The sequence below is a fragment of the Aureimonas fodinaquatilis genome (genome assembly GCF_008369445.1).
Lineage (GTDB): Bacteria > Pseudomonadota > Alphaproteobacteria > Rhizobiales > Rhizobiaceae > Aureimonas > Aureimonas fodinaquatilis.
The window spans coordinates 1,180,517-1,201,831 of sequence record NZ_VTWH01000001.1; the positions used below are offsets into that span (position 1 = coordinate 1,180,517).

Consider the following 21,315-nt stretch of genomic DNA (forward strand, 5'->3'; position numbering starts at 1 on the left):
CACCATGGTTACAAATCCTTGCACAGGCGCAATGCGTCAAAAATTGCCGCATGGATGTTGCGCCCTGCCACGGCATCTCCCAGCCGGTAGAGTGCATAGCCGCCAGCCTGGGGCAAAGGCTGCGGCTGACCCAGCAGCAAAGCATGCTGGTCTGTCTGGCCATGATTGGCCGACCGGTCTTTCAGCTCGAAATACAATGCATCCAGCGGCAGCGTGCCGTAGTCCACCACCACGCGGTCAACCACCCGCTCTTCCTCAACATCGGTGTATGTGTTGCGCAAGGCGGCAACCAGCCGGTTGCCTTCAGGATAGATTTCAACCAGCTCCATATTGGGCGACATGACAACGCCCAGCCGATACAGGTCTCGCAGGTGGATCGGCTGGTTTGTCGTGCCAATTTCCTCGCCTATCATCCGGTCATGAGTGGCAATTTCCACCAGGCAACCGGATTTGGCCATATGCTCGGCGGTTGAAGCCGCATTGTGCGTTCCCTGTTCGTCATAAAGCAGCACAGAGCCGGTGGGGGTTACCTTGCCGCTCAAAACATCCCATGTTGAAATGGCATGATCCTGAGCGCCCTTTGCATGGCCAAGACCGGGCCTGCCGCCGGTGGCAATCACCACAATATCGGGCTGCTCCGACAACACCAGTTCCGTTGTTGCTTCCTGTCCCAGCCGCATGTCCACGCCCAGTTTGACAACCTGCGCGTTCAGCCAGCGGGAAATGCCGGTCAATGCCTCCCGCCAGCCCGCCTTGGCCGCAATGGAAATCTGCCCGCCGGTGGCTTTCTGCTTTTCAAACAGCACAACCCTATGGCCCCGCAAGGCCAGAACCCGCGCCGCCTCCAGCCCGGCCGGACCACCGCCCACCACCACCGCCTTGCGTGCCACTGGCCCGGGAACAATCACATGTGGCATTGTTGCCTCGCGCCCGGTGGCGGCGTTCTGAATGCAAAGCGCATCGCCGCCGGTGTAAATTCGGTCTATGCAATAGCCCGCACCAACGCACTGGCGAATGTCATCTTCGCGCCCGTCCTGCAGCTTGTTGACCAGATGCGGATCGGCAATATGCGCCCGTGTCATGGCCACCATATCAACATGGCCTTCTGCCACGGCCCGCGCGGCAGTGGCCAGATCGGTCACGCGTTGGGCGTGAAACACTGGCACGTCCACCTCGCGCTTGATGGCGCTTGGCAGATACAGAAACGGCGCGACGGGAAAGCTCATATTCGGCAGCGAAACCGCATGGGCAATATGGTCGCGTGCCTGTCCGCCCATGATGTTGAGAAAATCCACCAGTCCGCGCCGCGAATATTCCGTGGCAATTGTCATCAGGTCGGTTTGCGAAAGTCCATCTGCCACCAGCTCGTCGCCCGACATGCGAATGCCGATGATGTAGTCATCACCCGCAGCAGCGCGCATGGCCTCCAGCACCTCAATGCCGAACCGCATGCGGTTTTCAAGGCTGCCGCCATATTCATCCGCGCGCTCGTTGCTGGCCGGACTCCAGAACTGGTCCACCAGATGGCCGTGCGCCGCAGAAATTTCGCAGCCATCCAGCCCGCCAGCTCTGGCTCGTACGGCCGCATCGGCAAAATCCTTGACAACGCGGGCAATGTCTTCTTTTTCCATGGCCTTGGGCGTGGAGCGAGAGGCCGGCTCGCGCCGCACTGACGCCGAAATGGTGGGCAACCAGTTGTCCGTGTCTGAACGGGTGCGCCGGCCCATATGCGTCAGCTGGATCATCAGCTTGGCGCCATGGCTGTGAATGCGGTCTGAAAACTCCTGAAAAAACGGTACGACGCTGTCATCCGCCACGGATATCTGCGCCCACGGTGTGGCCGGACTGTCCAACGCCACCGACGATGAACCGCCAAACATGGTCAGTCCGATGCCGCCACGGGCTTTTTCTTCATGATAGAGCTGATAACGCTCTTGCGGCTTGCCATCCTTGCCGTAGCCGGGCGCATGGCTGGTGGACATGATGCGGTTGCGGATGGTCAGACCCTTGATGGTCAATGGCCGCAACAGGGATTGTGCATTGGCAATCATGACACACCCTCAAGCGCTTCTGACGGCCTGTAGTCATGTGGCTGGCGTTCGGCGCGCGGCGCATAGCCGTAATGGCGGCGATAGGAAGAGGAAAAATGCGCTGAGGATACAAAGCCACAAGCCATGCCAACGGCAGTGACCTTCATGCTGGATTGCCGCAGCAGCAGCCGGGCATGCGCCAGCCTCAGGGCCATGTAGTATTCCGCCGGGCTGACGCGCGCATGCTGCTGGAACAGCCGCTCAAGCTGGCGCGAAGAGAGGCCCACTCTCTGAGCTATGGCCGTTATGGCCAGCGGTGCATTCAGAGTGCGTTTCATCAGGCGCGCCGCTTCCTGCAATGCCGGGTGCAGGCGTTCCTGCCCCTTGGCAAACGGGCGTTGCGACTCCGCACCGCCCCGCAGACGTTCCAATATGAACTGCTCGCTGATACCGCGTGTCACCTCGCTGCCAAGTCGCGCTTCTATCAGCCGCGCCATCAGATAGGTTGGCGCATTGCCACCGGTGCAGGTCAGCCGGTCGCGATCGACAACGAAAATATCGTCAACAAAGCTGATATCGGGAAATTCTTCAGATATTGCCGGCAGGCTTTCCCAGTGGATGGCGCACCGATAACCATCCAGCAGACCTGCCTGCGCCAGTGCATAGGAACCGGTGCAGAGTGAGCCTAGCGCTATGTCGCGGCGGGCAAGGCGGCGCAGCTCTTCCAGAAGCCGCAGCCCGGTTGCCTGCCGGATACTGACGCCGCCGCAGACGAAAACAACGTCTGGCCGCTCCATATCCGCAAGGGCGTGAGTTTCACCCATCCACAACCCGTTGGATGCAACGGCCGGTTCGCCGGACAGAGTGACAACCTGCCATTGATAAATTGCGCGGTCGGCAATGTAATTGGCCATGCGGCAGGCTTCAATTGCTGCTGTGGCGGCAATCATCGAGTAATTCGGCATGGTCAGAAAGCCGAAACGCACCATGGCAGAAAGGTCGGTTTTGGCTGTCATGACATCACCTGTCTATAACAACGTCTGATCGCGGCCGTGAACAGCAGATCAGGATCATTCCCTGATCAACCTCGCGTTGCCTTATGCCACCCTGATGGGACATTTCAACATCACCGGAAACCTTGCGGGATTTGCAGGTGCCGCACAGCCCTTTCGTGCAGGAAGAGGGCAGGCGAATGCCCGCGCGGCGGGCGGCGTCCAGAATGGTGATGTTTTCCGGGCAGTCCACAACGCGCCGGGTTTTGGCAAACTCGATCCGGTAGGTGGTGATATCGGTGGAAAGCTCGTCCGCTGCCTCTTCCACTGCTTCCTGTTCGGCAGGCGAAAGATCCTCAAACCGGAAGCTTTCCTGAAAATAGCGGCTCATATCAAATCCGGCTGCAGCCAGTACCGCATGCACCGCCGCCATAAACGGCGCGGGCCCACAGACAAACACCACCCTGTCCATGAAATCCGGCGCAAGAGCTGTTAAGGCGCCATGTGTCAGGCGTCCGCGCAAACCAGACCAGGCCTCATGCGGGCTGTCACCCTCGCAGATATAGCCGACGCGTATGGAGCGGTTGCGCCGGGCCATGAAATCCAGTTCATCGCGAAAAATCAGATCGGCCGGAGAGCGCGCCGCATGCACAAACAGCGTGTCGCGTATTTCTGCCAGATCAAATGCACTGCGCGTCATCGACATCATCGGCGTAATGCCGCTGCCACCTGAAATCAGCAGATATTTCGGCTGGGTTGGTTTCACCGTCCAGCTGAAATCTCCCATTGGCCCGGTGGCTCGCAGCATCATGCCGGGGCGAAACTGGTCGTGCAGCCAGTTGGAAACCGGGCCGCCTGCCACCCGCTTGACCGTGATGGAAACCGTGTCAGGTCGTGTCGGGGTTGAAGAAATCGTGTAGCAGCGGTAGATGGTTTCACCGGATATTTCGAACTCGAACGTCAGAAACTGTCCCGGTTGATAGGTGAAATGCCGTCCTTTGCGCGGGGCAAAAACAAAGGTTTTCACATCGGGCGTCTCTTCACGCACCGCCCTGCAGATCAGCACGTCATCTTCGTTCGGGTTCCACTCGTAAAAACCCGTGGGCGAAGAAGCTGGTTGTGGGTCCATTGCGCTCACCCTTGACCTTTCAGGCTTTGGCCGTGACGCGCGTTGGCCCGTGCCAGGCGAGCATGCGTTTGATGTACCAGTTGCAAAATTTATCAACCAGCATTTCGGTGTGCGGAGAGTAGGGGCCGGGCTGGTAAGCGGGCGATGTCGCGCCTTTCTGGCAATAGCCCACCAGATCGGAATCCTGCTGGTTGGTGGCCATCCACACGCCGATCAGATTTTCCAGATCGTAATCCACACCCTCGACGGCGTCCTTGTGCACCAGCCATTTCGTGCGCAGCAGCGAGTGGTTGGCATCCAGCGGAATGACCGAAAATGTGACCACATGGTCGCCCATGAAATGGTGCCAGCTATTGGGCTGGGTCCAGAAGTGCAGGGCGCCCATCTTGTCGCTGGGCAGGCTGCCCAGCCGCTTTTTGCTGGCGGCCCTGGTGTCAAGCGTGTGGCTTTCTCCCGCGCCATCCAGCGGCAATCTTTCCGCGCGATAGCCGGTAACCATATCGTCCAGATGTTCCTGGCAGCGCGAGGGAATGCCCATACGCTCCCAGTCGGTGTGCTCAGCGGTGACCAGGCAGGCATAGCGCTCCGCCTGCTCCCGTTCCAGATCGTCCAGCTCTTCAGGCGCAAAGCCAAAGCCATAGGCAAACAGCGGCACGGTCAATTCCGGGTGGTTGGCCCCGCAATGGTAGCATTCGCGGTTGTTTTCCATGGTCAGCTTCCAATTGCCCGGCTCTATCAGGTCATGCTGATAGGCAATTTTCGTCTCGCGAATATTGTGCGGGGCAATGTAAGGCGCCATCACCGCTGCCATGCCGTCAAAGTCTTCCGGCGGCTCTTCGGCCAGACAGATGAACAGCAATCCTTCCAGCGAGCGGATGTGAACTGATTTCAGCCCATGGCACGAACGGTCGAAATTTTCGCCCATATGCTCGGCGTGGATCAGATCGCCTTCCAGATTGTAAGTCCATGAATGGTAGCGGCAGACCAGATTGCCCACTGTGGTCTTTTCTTCCAGCACCAGCCTTGCGCCACGGTGCCGGCAGACATTGTGGTAGGCGCGCACACCCATATCGTCGTCGCGCACAATCAGAATGGAGTTGCGGCCAATGTCCACCGTCACGACATCGCCGGGTTCGGGCACGTCGGGTTCAACGCCGACGTAAATCCAGTGCTGCTCGAAAATTGCCTCCATGTCGGCGGCAAAAATTTCCGGACTGGTATAAAACGGCGCTTCCAGCGTGTAGCCCGGAATGCGGCGTGCCAACAGTGATGCCAGAGAAGATTCAGAGCGGTCCAGCATGGGCGTTATCTCCGCAAAGCCCGTACATTTTAAAGCGCTTCAGCTGATTGAAAGTTCATCTGAAAGGCTGTCAATCTGTGTCGTGTCGCATTGTTCAGCCGTCGAAACGACCCTGTCTCAACAAGAAATGCTCGCAGCCAGTCTGGAGCTATTCTTATTGTGATACTTTACTACAAGCGACGAAATCTGGCGCTTTCGCGACACGCCTCAATTTAGGCTGGCAGCGGCGGCAACACCGCATCCTGCAAAGCGCGGCCCTCTGCAGATTTCAGGTGCAGAGATGGGCCGGTGGGGGCTTCTTCCACGACAGCACCATTATGCAGCACAACAAGTCGTTGGCAGAAGCGGTTAACCAGCCTCAGATCATGGGTTATCAGCAGGAAGGAGACGCCAAGGCCTTTCTGAAAATGACCAAACAATTCAAATATCTGGAGCTGGTGCTTCAGATCAAGGTTGGAGGTGGCCTCATCCAGTATGATCAGGCGCGGTTGCGGAGCCAGAGCGCGGGCTATGCAGACCCGCTGCAACTGCCCACCGCTCAATTGATGCGGTAGCTTTTCGGCGTCGCAAGCATCCAGTCCCACACCATGCAACAGCTCATCCACCCGCGACATCTGGTCCTTGTGCGGCATGGCGCACAAATGCCGCAGAGGCTCGCTGATGATGTCCTTGACCAAGTGACGCGGGTTAACCGCGCTTTGAGGATCCTGAAACACCATTTGCACGGCTTGGCGAAACTGGCGCCAATCCGGCTTGCTGAAGTGCGACAGCGACTTGCCGTTAAACAGAACGCTTCCTGCGACTGGCTTTTCGAGCCCGCTGAGCAGACGCGCCATAGTGCTTTTGCCACTGCCGCTGCGGCCCAGCAGCGCCACGGATTCCCCGCTGGCAATGGTCAGGCTGGCGGCGTCAAGCACTGGCTTGCCTGTGTGGTATGCTTTGCGGAGCTGGTCGGCGGCAAGAACGTTCAAAATGCGCACTCCAGACCGTAGAGCGTTAGATGCGCCCTCAGCAGCCGCCGGGTGACCGGGTGGAATGGTTGGCAGAATATATCGTGCGTGCTGCCGGTTTCGACAATCTTCCCTTTGTCCATAATGGCAACACGGTCTGCCAGCCGGGCGACCACGGCCAGATCATGTGTAATCAGCAAAAGGCCCAGACCGTAATCTGTGCGCATCCTGTCCAGCAAATTCAGAATGTCGCGCTGCAGCACCAGATCAAGGTCGGTGGTCGGCTCATCGGCTATCAGAAACGGCGCGTTGCCCAGAAGTGCCAAGGCAATCATCATTCTTTGCAGCATGCCGCCGCTCATTTCAAACGGATGCAGTTTGAGCGTGCTTTCCGAAGCATCAAGCCCTGCGCTCTGCATGGCAGCAGCAAGGCACTCCGGCCATTGCGATTTCGGCACATTCATCGCCCGCAATGTTTCAAATGCATGGGCCTGCATAGTGCGCACCGGGTTAAATGCGCTGCGTGGATTTTGCATGATGCTGGCCACCAGCCTGCCGCGCAGTTGCTCCGGGGGCAGAACTTCACTGCCAAGGCGCATGCTGCCGCTGCTCATCAGTGTACCGGGTGGCAGGGTGCCGAGCCCTGCTGCACAGGTCAGTGATTTGCCGGAGCCACTTTCACCCACCAGCGCAAGAACCTCGCCCCGGTTCAGCACCAGCGAAACATCATCCACCAACCTTTGCGGCTTTTGACCATGCGTGGTGGTAACGCTGATGTTGCAGAAGGAAAGAGCACCTGCAGTCATATTTGATGTTCCGACATCAAGGCCGGGTCCAGGCGATCGCGCATTGCATCGCCCAACCGATTGAACGCCATGACGCTGATGAAAAGCGCCAGGCCGGGCCAGAAAATCATTAGCGGTTGTGTCCAGACAAACTGCCGCGCATCAGACATCATCACGCCCCATTCGGCAGCAGGGGGCGCGACGCCCAGTCCGATGAAGGAAAGGGCAGAGATGTGCAGCATGATGTGGCCAATGTCCAACGTGGCCAGAACAACAAGTTGGGACAATGTGGCGGGCAGCAAATGATCGACAAAGATTCTGACACGGCCGGCACCGGCCATGCGGGCGGCCAGCACAAACTCTCTGTGTCTGAGCGACAGGACGATGCCGCGCACGATTCTGGCGTACCATGCCCAGTGCGACAGGGTGATGGCGATGATGACATTGATCAGGCCGGTGCCAAGAATGGCAATGAGAAACAGCGCCAGAACCAGAGTTGGAAATGTCAGGAAAATATCGGTGATGCGCATGACAATCTGATCGTACCGGCCGCCGATAAAGCCGGCAGAACCGCCAATGACAATGCCGAGCGTTACAATGAGCGAAAGGGTTATCGCAACTGCGCCCAGTGAAATGCCTGCGCCTTCTATCAACCGGGAGAGGATGTCGCGGCCCAGATGATCAGTGCCCAGCCAGTTCGCGCTGTCTGGCGGCTGCAAGCGGTTGGCAAGGTCGATCGCCTGAGGGGAATAGGGGGTCAGCCAGCTACCGAACAGGGCGGTCAGCGCCAACAGACCGATGATGGCTAAAGCCATGCGCTCCGGCCATCTTGCGCTTTGCTGTTTCCTTGCGCCGTGCCGGGGGCGGTTCAACACCAGATCGCTCATTCCACACCTTTGGCAGAAAGGCGTATGCGCGGGTCGGCCCATGCGTAGAACACGTCAACCACCAGATTGCAGAGAACGAAAATCGCGACCATGACCAGGGTGAAGCACTGGATGACCGGATAGTCCCGGTTGAAAATTGCCGAAACAGCAAAGCGGCCGACACCCGGCCAGCCAAACACTGTTTCGATGATCAGGGTGCCGCCGATCAGTTCACCAATATGCATGCCGGTGGCCGTGATAATCGGCAAAAGCGCATTGCGCAGAATATGGGCTTTCTCCACCCGGCTCTCGGGCAGGCCGCGCAGCCGCGCGTAAGTGACGTGCCGCTGGCTTGCCACTTCCAGCATGCTGGCACGCAACAGCCGCGCATTGATGGCGATGGACATGCAGGAAATCGCAATAGCCGGCATGATGAAATGGGCAATACCGCCTTTTCCCATGGGTGGTAGCCAGCCCAGATGTACCGAGAACAGGGCGACGAGAAGAAAGCCAAGCCAGAAATTGGGCATGGAAACTCCGGCAAAGGCAATGAAACCAACAAGCCTGTCCGGATATTTGCCCCGGTGCCGCGCCGCCAGCATGCCCATGGGTATGGACAGGCCAAGTGTCAGGACCAGCGCCAGCCCCGCCAGTTGCAAGGTTGCGGGCAGGTAATACAGAATATCCGGCAGGACCGGGCGTTGCGTGACATAGGAAACGCCGAAATCAAGCTGCAATGCGTTGTACAGCCAATCCAGATATTGCGTGACGAGCGGTTGGTCGAGCCCCAGAAATTGCCGTGCCTGTTCCAGCGCCTGCGGCGTAGGCGGCACGCGGGAAAGGCGTAAATAGTCCATTGCCGGGTCGGAAGGTCCAAGTCGAAGCAGCAGGAATATTGCCAGAGAGGCCACCAGCAGCATCAGCGGGATCAGAGCCAGACGGCGGAGAACAAAGCCCGCCATGGTCAGTCGTTCTGTCGTATCAGCTTGTCGAAGGGAATCTCGCTGGAAATTGCACCAAAGGGCACGTCACCCAACTCTGGCTTTGCCACGACAATTGCCCGCGCATAAGTCAGCGGCAGGTAGACGGCTTCTTCGTGCAGGCGAGTCAGAATCTGCGTATAAAGGTCCTGCCGGGCAGCCTCATCAGTTGAAAGCAGCACCTCGCCAATGCGTGCGTCAATCTCGGCTTTGTCTGTCAGGCCAAGCTGCGCCTGGTAATCTGCGTGTGAGGGAACCCGCATTGAGCTGACGAATGCATGCGGATCATACGGCGCGCCCCATGTCCGGTTGAAGATCATGCCAAACCGTCCGTCAACCTGGCGGGCGTTGATGCTGCTTTCCTCTTCCCCCACAAGCACTGCGCTGATGCCGATTTTGGCCAGCTCCGCCTGGACAACTTCGGCCATGGCCCTGGCATTTGCGTCATTGCCGATGAAGCAGAGATCAATGATGAGCGGTTCGCCGTTTCGGCTGCGTGTCACGCCGTCGGTATCGGTCATCCATCCGGCATCTTCCAGCAGCTCAACGGATTTCTCCGGGTCATAAGCATAGGGTGCCAGACCGATATCTGCATAGGGAACATTGGCCGCAAACAGTGTGTCCGCGCGGCTTTGTGTGCCGTGAAACAGGTGGCTCACCATCAGGTCCTTGTTGACCGCGTGGTTGATAGCCCGGCGCACTGCCAGATCGGCCGTCGGGCCATGGCCTGTATTCAGCGCCAGCATGTGCGTTTCCATAGGCTCGGAAAGCTCTGCTGTTGCTGTGCCGGAGTTGCGAAAACGCTCGAACGTATCGGGCGAAATCTGGCCATCCACGCCGTAGATCAGATCGATTTCGCCTGTTTCAAATGCGACGGTTCGAGTGTTCGCGTCCGGAATGATCTTGATTTCGACGGATGGGTAATCCGGCTTGGCGCCCCAATAGGTGTCATTGCGGACAAACAGGTCAAACTCAAATGGCCGCGCTTGTGCAAAAATCCAGGGCCCTGTGCCGACTGGCGCAAGAATTCCTTCTTTTGTGCCCTCATTGATGAACTGTGATGGCGCTGCAAAACGGAAAGGGCGCAGCAAGGCAAGCTCTTGCAACAAGGGGTAATATGGCTCTTTCAACGTCAGTTGCAGGGTGTAATCACCAATAGCGTCAGCAGACAGAATCTGGTTGGCTAGCTCCAGCCAGGCGTGCTGTTGCCGATTGGCCAGAACAGCATTGAAATTGGCAGCGGCCGCCGCCGCGTTAAAAACCTCGCCATTGGAAAAACGCACATCCAGCCGCAATTGAAAGATATAGACCCGGCCATCTGGCGATACGTCCCAGGCCTGCGCCAGCCAGGGCACAATCTTTCCATCAGGTTGATAGCGCACCAGAGGTTCGTAAACCATTCCCTGCGCAAACATCTGGTTGGGGCTGTAAAGATGGGGGTTCAACGGCCCGGCATTCACCGGCCACGAAAATCGAATGGCTTCCTGAGAGACAACCGGGCCAGTGAGCAGGAATAAAGACAAAGCCGTAGAAGCAAACCGCCACACCAACATAAAGCGCCTGACAAATTGTACAAGTATGATAACCATACAGGATCATCATCTGTCACATTCGTCAAGGTGCAAAGTGCTATTCGTGGTTAGCTGAAGTTGGCGGAACTGTCCGTTCAAATAGAATTTCCCGGCCGAACGTGACCCTGACTGGTGCCCTTATCGTTTGCCATTCACAGCGTAATCAGCGTCATCGAAACCTCAGCATTCGGGATGGTTGACCGCCAGCCCGCCTTGCGAGGTTTCCTTGTATTTGGTTGCCATGTCGCGGCCGGTTTCGCGCATGGTGGCAATGACCTTGTCCAGAGAAACAATATGCTGGCCATCACCGCGCATTGCCAATGATGCAGCCTGTACGGCGGCCACCGCGCCAAAAGCGTTGCGTTCTATACACGGCACCTGAACCAGCCCGCCAATCGGATCGCACGTCATGCCAAGATGATGCTCCATGCCAATTTCGGCGGCATTTTCCACCTGCTCATTGCTGGCGCCCAAAGCAGCAGCCAAGCCGGCTGCCGCCATGGAACAGGCCACACCGACCTCGCCCTGACAGCCAACCTCGGCGCCGGATATGGAAGCGTTTTTCTTGAACAGGCCACCAATCGCCGTGGCCGCCAGCAGAAAGTTCTCCATGCCAACGCGTGATGCGCTGGTGCAATGGTTCTGATAGTAACTCAACACCGCCGGCACCACACCCGCAGCACCATTGGTCGGCGCAGTCACAACCCTGCCGCCGGCCGCATTTTCCTCATTAACAGCAATGGCGTAGAGGCTCACCCAGTCCATGATTTCATGCGGGTGGCGCGCATTGCGCAAATGGTCTGCTTCCAGTTTGCCTTTCAGCGCTTTTGCCCGGCGTTTTACAAACAGGCCGCCGGGCAATTCACCCTCTGCCACCAGCCCCCGATCCACACAGCTCATCATCACCCTGATCACCCGATCAAGATGCTCGGTCACTTGTTCTGGCGTGCGCAAAGCGTGCTCATTGGCACGGACAATTTCGGCTATCGACAAGCCTGTTCTGCGGCCAATATCCAGCAAAGTGCGGCCGCTGGAAAAATCAAACGGCACGTTGACCGTCTCAACGGTGTCCAGACCGACTTCCGCTTCCGGCACAACAAATCCACCGCCGACAGAGCACCAGCGCTGTTCCAGTATCACCCGCCCGTCGCCGTCGAAAGCGGCAAAGCTCAGAGTGTTGGGGTGAACCGGAGCCTCTGCTACAAAATCGAAAATCAGGTTGTCAGCTTCGGTGAAATGCACGCCGCGCCCTTGCGGCAGGCGCAGGCGGCGCAAGGCTCGCACGGCTGCCACAACCTCTGCCACCTGATCCGGCTCTATGCTTTCAGGCGATTTTCCACACAGGCCCAGAATAACCGCCTCTGCCGTGCCATGGCCGCGTCCGGTCCATGCCAGCGAGCCGTAAAGCGTGGCGTCTATGCGCGCGACGTCGGCATAATCTGGCTGGCCTGCCAGATCGCGCACGAAACTGGAAGCGGCACGCATGGGCCCCACCGTGTGCGATGAGGATGGGCCTATGCCCACTTTGAACAGTTCAAACAGCGAAACCATCAGCCGAAATCCTCTCCCAATCCCAGCTTGCGGATTACCCGATATATTCTCGGCGCGCTTCTTCCAGGTAGTTCCATGCATAAGGCGCGAAAGAGCGCCATACATCTATATGATAGTGTTCTTCGCCCGAGCGTAACAGCAGAATTTCGGTTTTGGCCAGCACCGTGCGCGTGCAGCCGCCAATTGGAAATGCTGTATTGCCAAGATCGAGCGGGCAACCGGAATTGATGATGCGCGCCGCCATTGGACCGCTGACACTGAACGAAACCGACCGGTGGCTGACATCGACCAGCGAATGCGCAAACGGCTTCAAGGCCTTGACCAGTTTTTCATGCAGATCCGGGCCTTGCGCCAGCGGCGCGGTCAGCAGCCACTCGTCCGGTCCCAGCCACAAAGCGCGCCGGTCATCATTTTCCGAAAACCGGCACGCCAGTCGGGGCAGGGGCGTGCCTGTAATATCGTCAGCCGCAGCAATGGCCGCATCATCCCGCGTGCGAAAGCTCAGGCGGCTGCGCGCCTGAACAAGCCGCAACTGCACGGCTTCCGACGGCCTGCTGGAAGCTGCCAACATATCAAGCGGATTTTCATATCTTGGCTCAGCCATTGAGGCGCTCATTGTCTTTGTCATAGAAAATCGGGTCAACCACGCTGACCGCTATGCGGCCATCCGGCATTGGCACATCCAGCTTCTGGCCCAGACGTCCACGCCCGCCCTGCACCAGAGCCAAAGCAATGGAGCGGCCCAGCGTTGCGGAATAATAGGCCGAAGTCACATGGCCCAATGCCGGTATCGTTGAAGCTGCGGTGCGCTCATCCGCATGAGCAACAAGCTGCGCGCCTTCCTCCAGAACGGTTTGCGGTTCATCGGTCAACAGGCCGACAAGCTGCTTGCGGTCCGGCGCTTGTAGTGCAGCACGCTGCAATGATCGCATACCGACGAAATCATGCTTCTTGCGGGCAACCGCCCAGCCAAGGTTCACATCGTCCGGCACGGCAGTTCCATCGGTTTCCTGCCCCACGATGATGTAGCCTTTTTCGGCACGCAGCACATGCATGGTTTCCGTGCCATACGGCGTCAAGCCATGCGGCTGACCTGAAGCAAGGATGGCTTCCCATATGGTGCGCCCATAGCCGGAAGGCACGTTCACCTCGAAGCCAAGCTCACCGGTGAAGGATACTCGCCAGATGCGGGCGGGAATGCCCGCTACCTTGCCATCGCGCCATGTCATATGCGGCATGGCATCGCGCGAAATATCCGTGCCTTCGACCAGCGGCGCCAGAATGTCGCGCGCCCTTGGGCCTTGCACAGCTATGGTGGCCCATTCTTCGGTGATGGACGTCAGCCAGACGTTCAAATCCGGCCACTCGGTCTGCAGGTAATCTTCCATCATGTGCAGAACGCGCGGAGCACCGCCTGTGGTGGTGGTTACGTGAAACCGGTCTTCGGCCAGACGGGCAACCACACCGTCATCCAGCACAAACCCGTCTTCTCGCAACATCACACCATAGCGCAATTGCCCAACCGCCAGTTTTTGAAACGGGTTGGTGTACATGCGGTTCATGAATTCCGCGGCATCGGGTCCGGCAACTTCAATCTTGCCAAGGGTCGAGGCGTCGAAAATGCCCGCGCGGTCGCGTACGGTGCGGCATTCACGCGCCACTGCGGCGTGCATATCCTCACCTGCCTGCGGAAAATAATGTGCGCGTTTCCAAAGGCCCACATCTTCAAACGCCGCACCGTGCGCTGCTGCCCATTCATGAATGGGCGTACGACGCACCGGATCAAACAACTCGCCCCGCGCGACGCCGGCAAACGCACCAAAACTCGTTGGCGTATAGGGCGGGCGGAAACTCGTCAGCCCGACTTCCGGCACAGACTTTTCCAGCGTATCGGCAACAAGCGCCAGCGTGTTGATATTGGAAAGCCGCCCCTGATCCGTTGCCATTCCAGACGTTGTGTAGCGTTTCACATGTTCAATCGAGTGGAAACCTTCCTGCGTTGCCAGTTTGATGTCCTTGGTTGTCACATCATTCTGGAAGTCGACAAAGGCCTTCAGCGCATGAGGCTTTCGACGATGTGGGGTAGCGCCGACAAAACCGCTCTGGCCAACGGAAACGGCATCAGTGATGAAATTGCGCGAAGCGCCGGATTGGCCCGCTTCCCAACCATCTGCCAAAACTGCTGCAAGGTCGAAAACGCCCCGGCATGCACCGGCAGAACACTCATTTTCCGCTGAGGCAGCCGGGATATAGGCTTGCAACGCCGTGTCCCAGCGCAGCTTGCCGCGAGATTGGGAAAACAGCGAAACGCTGGGCGTAAACCCACCGGACATCAACAGCGTGTCGCAGGGCACAGTTTCCCCGCTTCGCCAGCCAACCCGGCCGAGAATGACACTGCCGAGCCGCAACCGGCCACGTGTGCCGATAACCGCGGTTTCGCCATAGACCGGAATTCCCACCGCTCGCGCTTTGTCCGCCCAGGGGCCTGTCGGGTTCGGGCGCAGATCTGCAATGGCCTTGATTTCCACCCCGGCCGCCAGCAGGTCCAGCGCAGCGCGATAGGCACTGTCATTAGCGGTAAAAATCGTAGCGGATTCTCCGGGTCTGGCGGCATAGCGGTGCAGATACTGTCTTGCAGCTTCCGCCATCATGACACCCGGCCTGTCATTCTCCGGGAAAGCCAATGGCCGCTCTATGCTGCCGGTGGCAAAAATCACCCGTCCAGCCCGCACCTGCCACACTCTTTCTCGTGGCAGGCTTGCTGCAGGGGCAGCAAGGTGGTCCGTTACACGCTCAACCAGGCCCAGAAAATTGTGAGGGTAGAAGCCGAATGCCGTTGTGCGGGGCAGAATGGTCAGGCCGGGCCGTTTTGCCAGCTCGGCCAGCGTCTGCTGCAACCATTCTGCTGCTGGTACACCGTCTATTGTCGCTGTGTCCTCATACAGCAGCGACCCGCCGGGTTCTGACTGTTCATCGCAAAGGATAACCCTTTTGCCGTTTTCACTTGCAGCAAGGGCCGCGGCAAGACCGGCAGGACCAGCGCCCACAATCAGCACGTCGCAATGTGCATAGTGCTGCGTGTAGCGGTCCGGGTCCGCCCCGGTGGGCACGTGCCCAAGCCCTGCTGCGCGGCGGATCAGCGGCTCATACAGCTTTTCCCATGCTTTTTTCGGCCACATGAAGGTTTTGTAGTAAAAGCCGGCCGACAGAAAACGCCCTATGGCATTGTTGACTTCACCAACATCCCAGTCCAGCGATGGCCAGCGGTTCTGGCTTTCGCACTTCAGCCCGTCATAAACCTCAATCTGCGTCGCGCGCAGGTTTGGCGTATAGCGACCTGGCCCCCGATCCACACCAATAAGGGCGTTAGGCTCTTCGCTGCCTGCGGTTAAAATGCCGCGAGGACGATGGTATTTGAACGATCGCCCGACCAGATGCACTCCGTTGGCAATCAACGCGGAAGCCAGCGTGTCGCCCTGAAAGCCGCGATAGGTTTTGCCGTCAAACGTGAAACTGACCGGCTTGTTTCTATCGATCCTGCCGCCAGCCTCATTGCGAAAACCGCTCATTGGCCGCCCTCCGGCCCGGAACGCTTCGTCGCATTCTCCTTGCGTTGAAACGAAGCTGCTTCAACGGCAACCGGTCTGGGCTCTCCGACTTTGTATGTCGCAGTTATGAAGTCGGTTTGAGTGTCGCGCAACGCATTGAGGAAACGCCCGCATCCATGAATATGCCGCCAGCGCTCAGCGTGCATGCCGCGCTTGTTGCTGCGGTTGTACAGATACGAACCCCAATCATCCAGGCTCACTTCAGACGGTGTGTGCGCCCGCACAACATGGGCCTCGCCCGCATGGCGAAATTCCAGTTCCGACCTTGGTCCACAATAGGGGCAGTCAATCAGCAGCATGGGTTTGCCTGTACTGGTTAGTGCGCAACGGCTGCAGCGGCAGCTTCGTCAATCAGCGTGCCATCGCGAAAACGTTCAATGGTGAATGGGGCATTGATAGGGTGCGGCGTGTCACGCGCCATCGTATAGGCAAGAAGATTTCCGGCACCCGGTGTGGCCTTGAAGCCGCCGGTTCCCCAGCCGCAATTGACATACAGGCCGCGCACCGGAGTTTTGGCTATAATGGGCGATCGGTCCGGCGTAACATCAACAATGCCGCCCCAGTTGCGCAGCATGCGCAGCCGGCGATATTGCGGAAACAACTCGCAAATCGCGTCCAGCGTGTGGGTGGCAATGTGCAGGCCTCCGCGCTGGGTGTAGGAGGTGTAAGAGTCTGTGCCCGCACCTATGACCATTTCGCCCTTGTCAGACTGGCTGATATAGGCGTGAATGGTGTTGGACATGACAACGCATGGAAAGTCCGGCTTGACCGGCTCGGAAACCAGCGCTTGCAGAGGAAAGCTTTCCAGCGGCATGCTGACTCCGGCCATATCCAGCACAACGGACGAATTGCCCGCGGCAGAAACGCCAATGCGGCTGGAATGAATGGTGCCGCGCGTTGTTTCCACCCCGGTAACAGCACCATCCGCCCCGCGCAAAATTGCCTTGACCTCGCAGTTCTGAACAATGTCCACGCCACGGGCGGATGCGGCCCGTGCATAGCCCCAGGCAACCGCGTCGTGCCGCGCCGTTCCGCCCCGTCGCTGTAATGACCCGCCCAGCACCGGATAGCGCATCGTGGCCGCATCTATGTTCAGTGGCGGGCAGTAATCCTTGCATTGCTGCGCGGTCAGCCACTCATTGTCCACGCCAGCCAGCCGGTTGGCATGCACATGCCGGCGAAACACCTGCACATCATGAATATTGTGCGCAAGCATCATGACACCGCGCGGTGAGTACATGACGTTGTAATTCAGTTCCTGCGACAGGCCTTCCCACAGATTGAGCGCGTGGTTGTAAAGCGCTGCCGATTCCTCGAACAGATAATTGGAACGGATGATGGTGGTGTTGCGGCCGGTATTGCCGCCGCCGATCCAGCCCTTTTCCAGCACGGCAACATTGCTGATTCCGTGTTCGCTTGCCAGATAATAGGCGGCGGCAAGGCCGTGGCCGCCTCCACCAATGATGATTGCGTCATAGCTGGCGCGCGGAGCGGCGTCGCGCCATTGCGCTTTCCACCCTTTGTTTCCACCCAGCGTCTTGGCAATGATCTGAAAGCCGGAGAATTTTTGCATCATTTTTCAGGTCCAATCCGAACATTGCTACCATGGCATCGCGCACTCAATTGTTGCGATAATAAAAACGGCGCACGACTTGTATAAAAGCGACATGAGAAAATTTCCGACATTGCCGCCAGCGCGTATGCTCTTCGCTTGACATATCAGGGCCAATGACTAGCTTGGCAGGTGTCCAAGGGGAGTTCCGGGTAAGGAACTGAGAGGCCGATTGCCACACAAGGCGCGCGGCGACCCTAAGAACCTGATCCAGTTGACACTGGCGTAGGGATGGAGTGAGCCGCACTTTCATCTGCCATGTCGCTTTTGCCAAACCATTTCCCAATGGTGGCGGGGCACATTGCAGGTCTGGCTTTATTCACTCACTGGCCAGTGTCTGGGTCTCCACAACGCGGAGATGCGATATGATTGCTGTTCTGGGGGCTGGCGTTGCCGGACTTTGCACGGCCGTAAGGCTGGCAGAGGCGGGCGTGCCGGTTACGCTTTATGAACGGCAGGAGCGATTGGGGCAGGGTGCGGCCTCATGGCTGGCCGGCGGCATGCTGGCACCTTTTTGCGAGGCGGAAACGGCCGACGATTGTATTGTCCGACCCGGCCTTGCCGGCATTGACTGGTGGGCCGCACACACCAGCACCTTGAAGCGCAACGGCACTTTGGTTGTGGACCCGACGCCCGGCCTGGTGGAGCTTAAGCGGCTGAGCCGCAACACCAGCAATCACCAGACGCTGGAGCGGCCGGAATTGAGCGACCTTGAGCCAGATCTGGCGGGTCGATTTTCGCAAGCTTTGTTTTTTCCGGAAGAGGCGCATTTGCAGCCACGTGCTGCGCTGGGTGAATTGCTGGCGCGTTTTGTGCAATTGGGTGGCCGCACGGCTTTTGGGCAGGACGTGATCACGCCCGCCAGTCTGTCCGCCGAGGCGGTGATTGACTGCCGCGGGGTTGAGGCAGAGGCGCCAGGTCTTCGCTGCGTTCGCGGGGAAATGTTGATAGTGCGCTGTCGCGATATCACACTGCAAAGACCGATCCGGCTGCTGCATCCGCGTTGGCCGCTTTATGTTGTGCCGCATGGTGAAGACCGCTTCATGGTTGGCGCCACAATGGTGGAAAGCGCCAATTGCGGCCCGGTCACATTGCGTTCTGCTGTGGAATTGATGAATGCGGCTTACTCTTTGCATCCGGCCTTCGCAGAAGCGGAAGTTCTTGAGCTGGGCGCAGGCATCCGACCGGCCTTTGCTGACAATCTTCCGCGCATCATCCGCAATGGACGAACAATAAGCCTGACGGGCATGTATCGGCATGGGTTTCTGCTGGCGCCCGATTGCAGTGAACAAGCTGCCGCATATGCGTTGGCAGAAAGAGAGGTTGTATGAAACTTCAAATCAATGGCGATAGCGCGCAAAGCAATGCGCCGGATCTTGCGGCGCTGGTCAGCGAGCTGGGCTACGACGAAAATCGGGTGGCTACGGCATTGAATCGCGTGTTTGTGCCGCGGTTGCAGCGAGAAGCGGCGAGGCTGACGGAAGGGGATAGCGTGGAAATTCTGGCCCCCATGCAGGGAGGCTGAAGGTGCAGATTTATAACCGGCGCTATGAATCCCGCCTGATGGTGGGCACAGCGCAATATCCATCACCCATTGTTCTGCAGAACGCCTTGCGGGCGGCCGAGCCAGCACTGGTCACCGTTTCACTGCGCCGGGAGGCGGCGGCTGACAAGGCCGGCGCGGCATTCTGGTCGCTGATCAATGAACTGGGCTTCGATGTTCTGCCCAACACTGCGGGCTGCTACAGTGTCAAAGAAGCTGTAACCACTGCACAAATGGCCCGGGAAGTGTTTGGCACCAACCTGATCAAGCTGGAGGTCATTGCCGATGCGCAAACCTTGCAGCCGGATGTGTACGGGCTGGTGGAGGCGGCTGAAATACTGTGCCGCGATGGGTTTGAGGTTCTGCCCTACACAACGGAAGATTTGAGCGTCTGTGAGCGGCTGGTGCAATGCGGATGCAGCGTCCTGATGCCCTGGGGCGCGCCGATTGGTTCGGGCCTCGGTTTGAACAACCGGCATGGCCTGCAAGCACTGCGCAACCGTTTTCCGGATTTGACCCTGATTGTTGATGCGGGGCTGGGCGTACCATCGCATGCCAGTGCGGCCATGGAGCTAGGCTATGACGGAGTGCTCTTGAACACTGCAATTGCCCGCGCCGCTGATCCCGCTGCTATGGCATCGGCCTTTGCCCTGGCTGTGAAGGCCGGTCGACTGGCCTTTGAAGCCGGGGCCATCGAGCCGCGCAATCTTGCGCAAGCATCAACACCGGTTCTGGGGCGTGCCTTCACATGACAAAGCTTGATCCGTTTTATCCGGTAGTGGACAGCGCCCAATGGGTGAAGCGTCTGGTCGGGGTGGGGGCCAAGCTCATCCAACTGCGCATCAAGGATATGGAACTGCCGCTGCTGAGGCGAGAAATCCAGGAAGCCAGAGAGATTTGCCTGAACGGCAATTGTCAACTTGTGATCAATGATCACTGGCAGATTGCGCTGGAAGAGGATTGCGATTTTATCCACATAGGGCAGGAAGATCTGGAGACCGCCGATCTTGCGGCAATTCGACGCGCCAATATGCGGTTCGGGCTTTCAACTCACAGTCAAGACGAGTTGGAAACGGCGCTCTCGGTCGCGCCCGATTACGTGGCGCTGGGACCAATCTGGCCAACGCAATTGAAGGTCATGCCGTGGGAACCCCAGACGCCACAACGACTTGCGGAGTGGCGCAGGCAAATTGGAGCGCTGCCACTGGTTGCAATTGGCGGCATTACCCTGGACAGAGCGCCCGAAGTATTTCGGCATGGAGCAACCTGCGCGGCGGTTGTTCGCGACATAGTGGCCTCTGAGAACCCCGAAAACCACACGCTTAAGTGGTTGAGTCTCACTCGAAAGTTTGACATAGATCAACCGTGAGCTAGATGTAATCCTCTTGCTAATATTCTGCGGCAGTTAAATGGATAAAGGATATTGCTCTAGGGAATTCATTTGTATTTGCAGCGCCTTGCTCATTCAAGCTTGTGTAACGCTGCGGGTGGACATGCCCATTGCCGAGCAGTCTTGAAACGTTTAAACGGCGTAGTTGCTAAGGCGACGTAACTTTTTCTGTCAAGCAGATTTCCGTCGCAACACAACCATAAATATTCAATTAGAGGTTGATTTTTTATAGCAATTAATGCATATCATAAGTTACAAATTCGAATATTGAGGGAGTTGCCCGCCATGCCTGCGATCAAGCAGTTTAACATTCGACCGCTGTACCAACAGGTTGCGGATGAGTTTATAACGCGCATTGTGTCGCGTCAGTGGGCGCCGGGGCAGATCATCGAGAACGAGTCTGACATTGCCCGCTCGCTTGGCATCAGCATCGGTACTGTGCGCAAGGCTTTCGACGTGCTTGCCGAATATGCTCTTCTGGAGCGCCAGCAGGGCCGCGGCACGATTGTTGCCGATTTAAGCTCCGAAAGCATGCAATCGCGGTTTTCCAACATTCTGGATGAAACGGGCGAGAAGGCCGTTTTGAGCACTGAAGTTGAAAATGCCGAATTGCAGAAAGCCCGACCGGAGGTTTCCACCGCGCTCGGTCTGACTGACAAATCAACGGTGCTGCGCTTCGAGCGCAACCGTAAATTCAAGGGCCGTCTGGTTCTGAAAGAGACAGTGTTCATCCCGTGCGATGCCTCGCGCAAATCCATGCCGCAGGACAAATTGCGAAGCCTTGCCGAGGGTGGTTGGGCGGCTAATGGTTTGGCCACCCGCAAATCAGAGCGGATTACCCCGGCTCTTGCGTCCGCGGACGATGCTGCGGCACTCGGAATTTCACAAGGCGCACCCGTGCTGCATCTGGAACGTGTGATCCATTCCTATGAAAACGTCGCTCTGGAGCTGTGTTACTCGGTTTGCAACCTCGGCGATGATCTTTCCTACGGTGTGGAAAGCTGATTT

19 protein-coding genes and 1 riboswitch are annotated in these 21,315 nt (G+C 58.0%); of the genes, 5 read left to right on the forward strand and 14 right to left on the reverse strand.

The window, feature by feature from the left end; translation table 11 throughout:
- Positions 1 to 8 precede the first annotated feature (8 nt).
- From FPY71_RS05520 to FPY71_RS05585, 14 genes are all read right to left on the reverse strand, one after another.
- On the reverse strand, positions 9 to 2,051 hold the full coding sequence (locus FPY71_RS05520) for an NADH:flavin oxidoreductase (RefSeq protein ID WP_149298347.1): 2,043 nt from the start codon (positions 2,049 to 2,051) through the stop codon (positions 9 to 11).
- Positions 2,048 to 3,046: a GlxA family transcriptional regulator gene (locus FPY71_RS05525; protein ID WP_149298349.1), complete on the reverse strand. Its 999-nt coding sequence runs from the start codon at positions 3,044 to 3,046 to the stop codon at positions 2,048 to 2,050. Before FPY71_RS05525 ends, FPY71_RS05520 begins: the two co-directional genes overlap by 4 nt.
- Positions 3,047 to 3,050: 4 nt before the next feature.
- Positions 3,051 to 4,151 carry an FAD-binding oxidoreductase gene (locus tag FPY71_RS05530; protein ID WP_149298351.1) on the reverse strand — a complete coding sequence of 367 codons (1,101 nt, stop codon included), beginning with the start codon at positions 4,149 to 4,151 and terminating at the stop codon, positions 3,051 to 3,053.
- 19 nt (positions 4,152 to 4,170) lie between these two features.
- A complete protein-coding gene (locus tag FPY71_RS05535; protein ID WP_149298353.1) occupies positions 4,171 to 5,451 on the reverse strand; it encodes an aromatic ring-hydroxylating oxygenase subunit alpha in 1,281 nt (426 codons plus the stop codon).
- Between the two features lie 212 nt (positions 5,452 to 5,663).
- Positions 5,664 to 6,431 (reverse strand): ATP-binding cassette domain-containing protein, encoded by a 768-nt coding sequence (locus FPY71_RS05540; protein WP_425457857.1) that lies wholly within the window; start codon positions 6,429 to 6,431, stop codon positions 5,664 to 5,666.
- Positions 6,419 to 7,207, reverse strand: a complete 789-nt coding sequence (locus tag FPY71_RS05545) for an ATP-binding cassette domain-containing protein (protein ID WP_149298355.1) — start codon at positions 7,205 to 7,207, stop codon at positions 6,419 to 6,421. The genes FPY71_RS05540 and FPY71_RS05545 overlap by 13 nt, the downstream gene beginning before the upstream one ends.
- Positions 7,204 to 8,073, reverse strand: coding sequence for a nickel ABC transporter permease subunit NikC (gene nikC, locus FPY71_RS05550; RefSeq protein ID WP_149298356.1), 870 nt, complete (start codon positions 8,071 to 8,073; stop codon positions 7,204 to 7,206). Before nikC ends, FPY71_RS05545 begins: the two co-directional genes overlap by 4 nt.
- Positions 8,070 to 9,014: a nickel ABC transporter permease subunit NikB gene (gene nikB / locus FPY71_RS05555; RefSeq protein WP_149298358.1), complete on the reverse strand. Its 945-nt coding sequence runs from the start codon at positions 9,012 to 9,014 to the stop codon at positions 8,070 to 8,072. Before nikB ends, nikC begins: the two co-directional genes overlap by 4 nt.
- 2 nt (positions 9,015 to 9,016) lie before the next feature.
- Positions 9,017 to 10,612, reverse strand: a complete 1,596-nt coding sequence (gene nikA, locus FPY71_RS05560) for a nickel ABC transporter substrate-binding protein (RefSeq protein ID WP_188052237.1) — start codon at positions 10,610 to 10,612, stop codon at positions 9,017 to 9,019.
- 171 nt (positions 10,613 to 10,783) lie between these two features.
- Positions 10,784 to 12,154: an L-serine ammonia-lyase gene (locus FPY71_RS05565; protein ID WP_149298362.1), complete on the reverse strand. Its 1,371-nt coding sequence runs from the start codon at positions 12,152 to 12,154 to the stop codon at positions 10,784 to 10,786.
- Positions 12,155 to 12,188: 34 nt separating this feature from the next.
- A complete protein-coding gene (locus FPY71_RS05570; protein ID WP_149298364.1) occupies positions 12,189 to 12,758 on the reverse strand; it encodes a sarcosine oxidase subunit gamma in 570 nt (189 codons plus the stop codon).
- The gene (locus FPY71_RS05575; RefSeq protein WP_149298366.1) at positions 12,751 to 15,723 is read right to left on the reverse strand and encodes a sarcosine oxidase subunit alpha family protein; all 2,973 of its coding nucleotides are present in this window, start codon (positions 15,721 to 15,723) and stop codon (positions 12,751 to 12,753) included. The genes FPY71_RS05570 and FPY71_RS05575 overlap by 8 nt, the downstream gene beginning before the upstream one ends.
- The gene (locus FPY71_RS05580; protein WP_149298368.1) at positions 15,720 to 16,061 is read right to left on the reverse strand and encodes a sarcosine oxidase subunit delta; all 342 of its coding nucleotides are present in this window, start codon (positions 16,059 to 16,061) and stop codon (positions 15,720 to 15,722) included. The genes FPY71_RS05575 and FPY71_RS05580 overlap by 4 nt, the downstream gene beginning before the upstream one ends.
- 17 nt (positions 16,062 to 16,078) lie before the next feature.
- Positions 16,079 to 17,335, reverse strand: a complete 1,257-nt coding sequence (locus FPY71_RS05585; RefSeq protein ID WP_149298733.1) for a sarcosine oxidase subunit beta family protein — start codon at positions 17,333 to 17,335, stop codon at positions 16,079 to 16,081.
- A 168-nt stretch (positions 17,336 to 17,503) separates the two neighbouring features.
- Positions 17,504 to 17,623, forward strand: a riboswitch (TPP riboswitch).
- Between the two features lie 116 nt (positions 17,624 to 17,739).
- On the opposite strand from FPY71_RS05585, the gene FPY71_RS05590 reads away from it, so the two are divergent.
- The 5 genes from FPY71_RS05590 (at position 17,740) to FPY71_RS05610 (ending at position 21,312) form a co-directional block, all read left to right on the forward strand.
- Complete coding sequence (locus FPY71_RS05590; RefSeq protein ID WP_149298370.1) at positions 17,740 to 18,705, forward strand: FAD-dependent oxidoreductase; 966 nt, start codon at positions 17,740 to 17,742, stop codon at positions 18,703 to 18,705.
- Entirely contained in the window at positions 18,702 to 18,899 is a 198-nt protein-coding gene (thiS, locus tag FPY71_RS05595) for a sulfur carrier protein ThiS (RefSeq protein WP_149298372.1), read from the forward strand. The genes FPY71_RS05590 and thiS overlap by 4 nt, the downstream gene beginning before the upstream one ends.
- Before the next feature lie 2 nt (positions 18,900 to 18,901).
- Positions 18,902 to 19,669 (forward strand): thiazole synthase, encoded by a 768-nt coding sequence (locus FPY71_RS05600; RefSeq protein WP_149298374.1) that lies wholly within the window; start codon positions 18,902 to 18,904, stop codon positions 19,667 to 19,669.
- Positions 19,666 to 20,286 carry a thiamine phosphate synthase gene (locus FPY71_RS05605; RefSeq protein WP_149298376.1) on the forward strand — a complete coding sequence of 207 codons (621 nt, stop codon included), beginning with the start codon at positions 19,666 to 19,668 and terminating at the stop codon, positions 20,284 to 20,286. The genes FPY71_RS05600 and FPY71_RS05605 overlap by 4 nt, the downstream gene beginning before the upstream one ends.
- A gap of 306 nt (positions 20,287 to 20,592) precedes the next feature.
- The gene (locus FPY71_RS05610) at positions 20,593 to 21,312 is read left to right on the forward strand and encodes a GntR family transcriptional regulator (protein WP_149298378.1); all 720 of its coding nucleotides are present in this window, start codon (positions 20,593 to 20,595) and stop codon (positions 21,310 to 21,312) included.
- Positions 21,313 to 21,315: the final 3 nt, after the last annotated feature.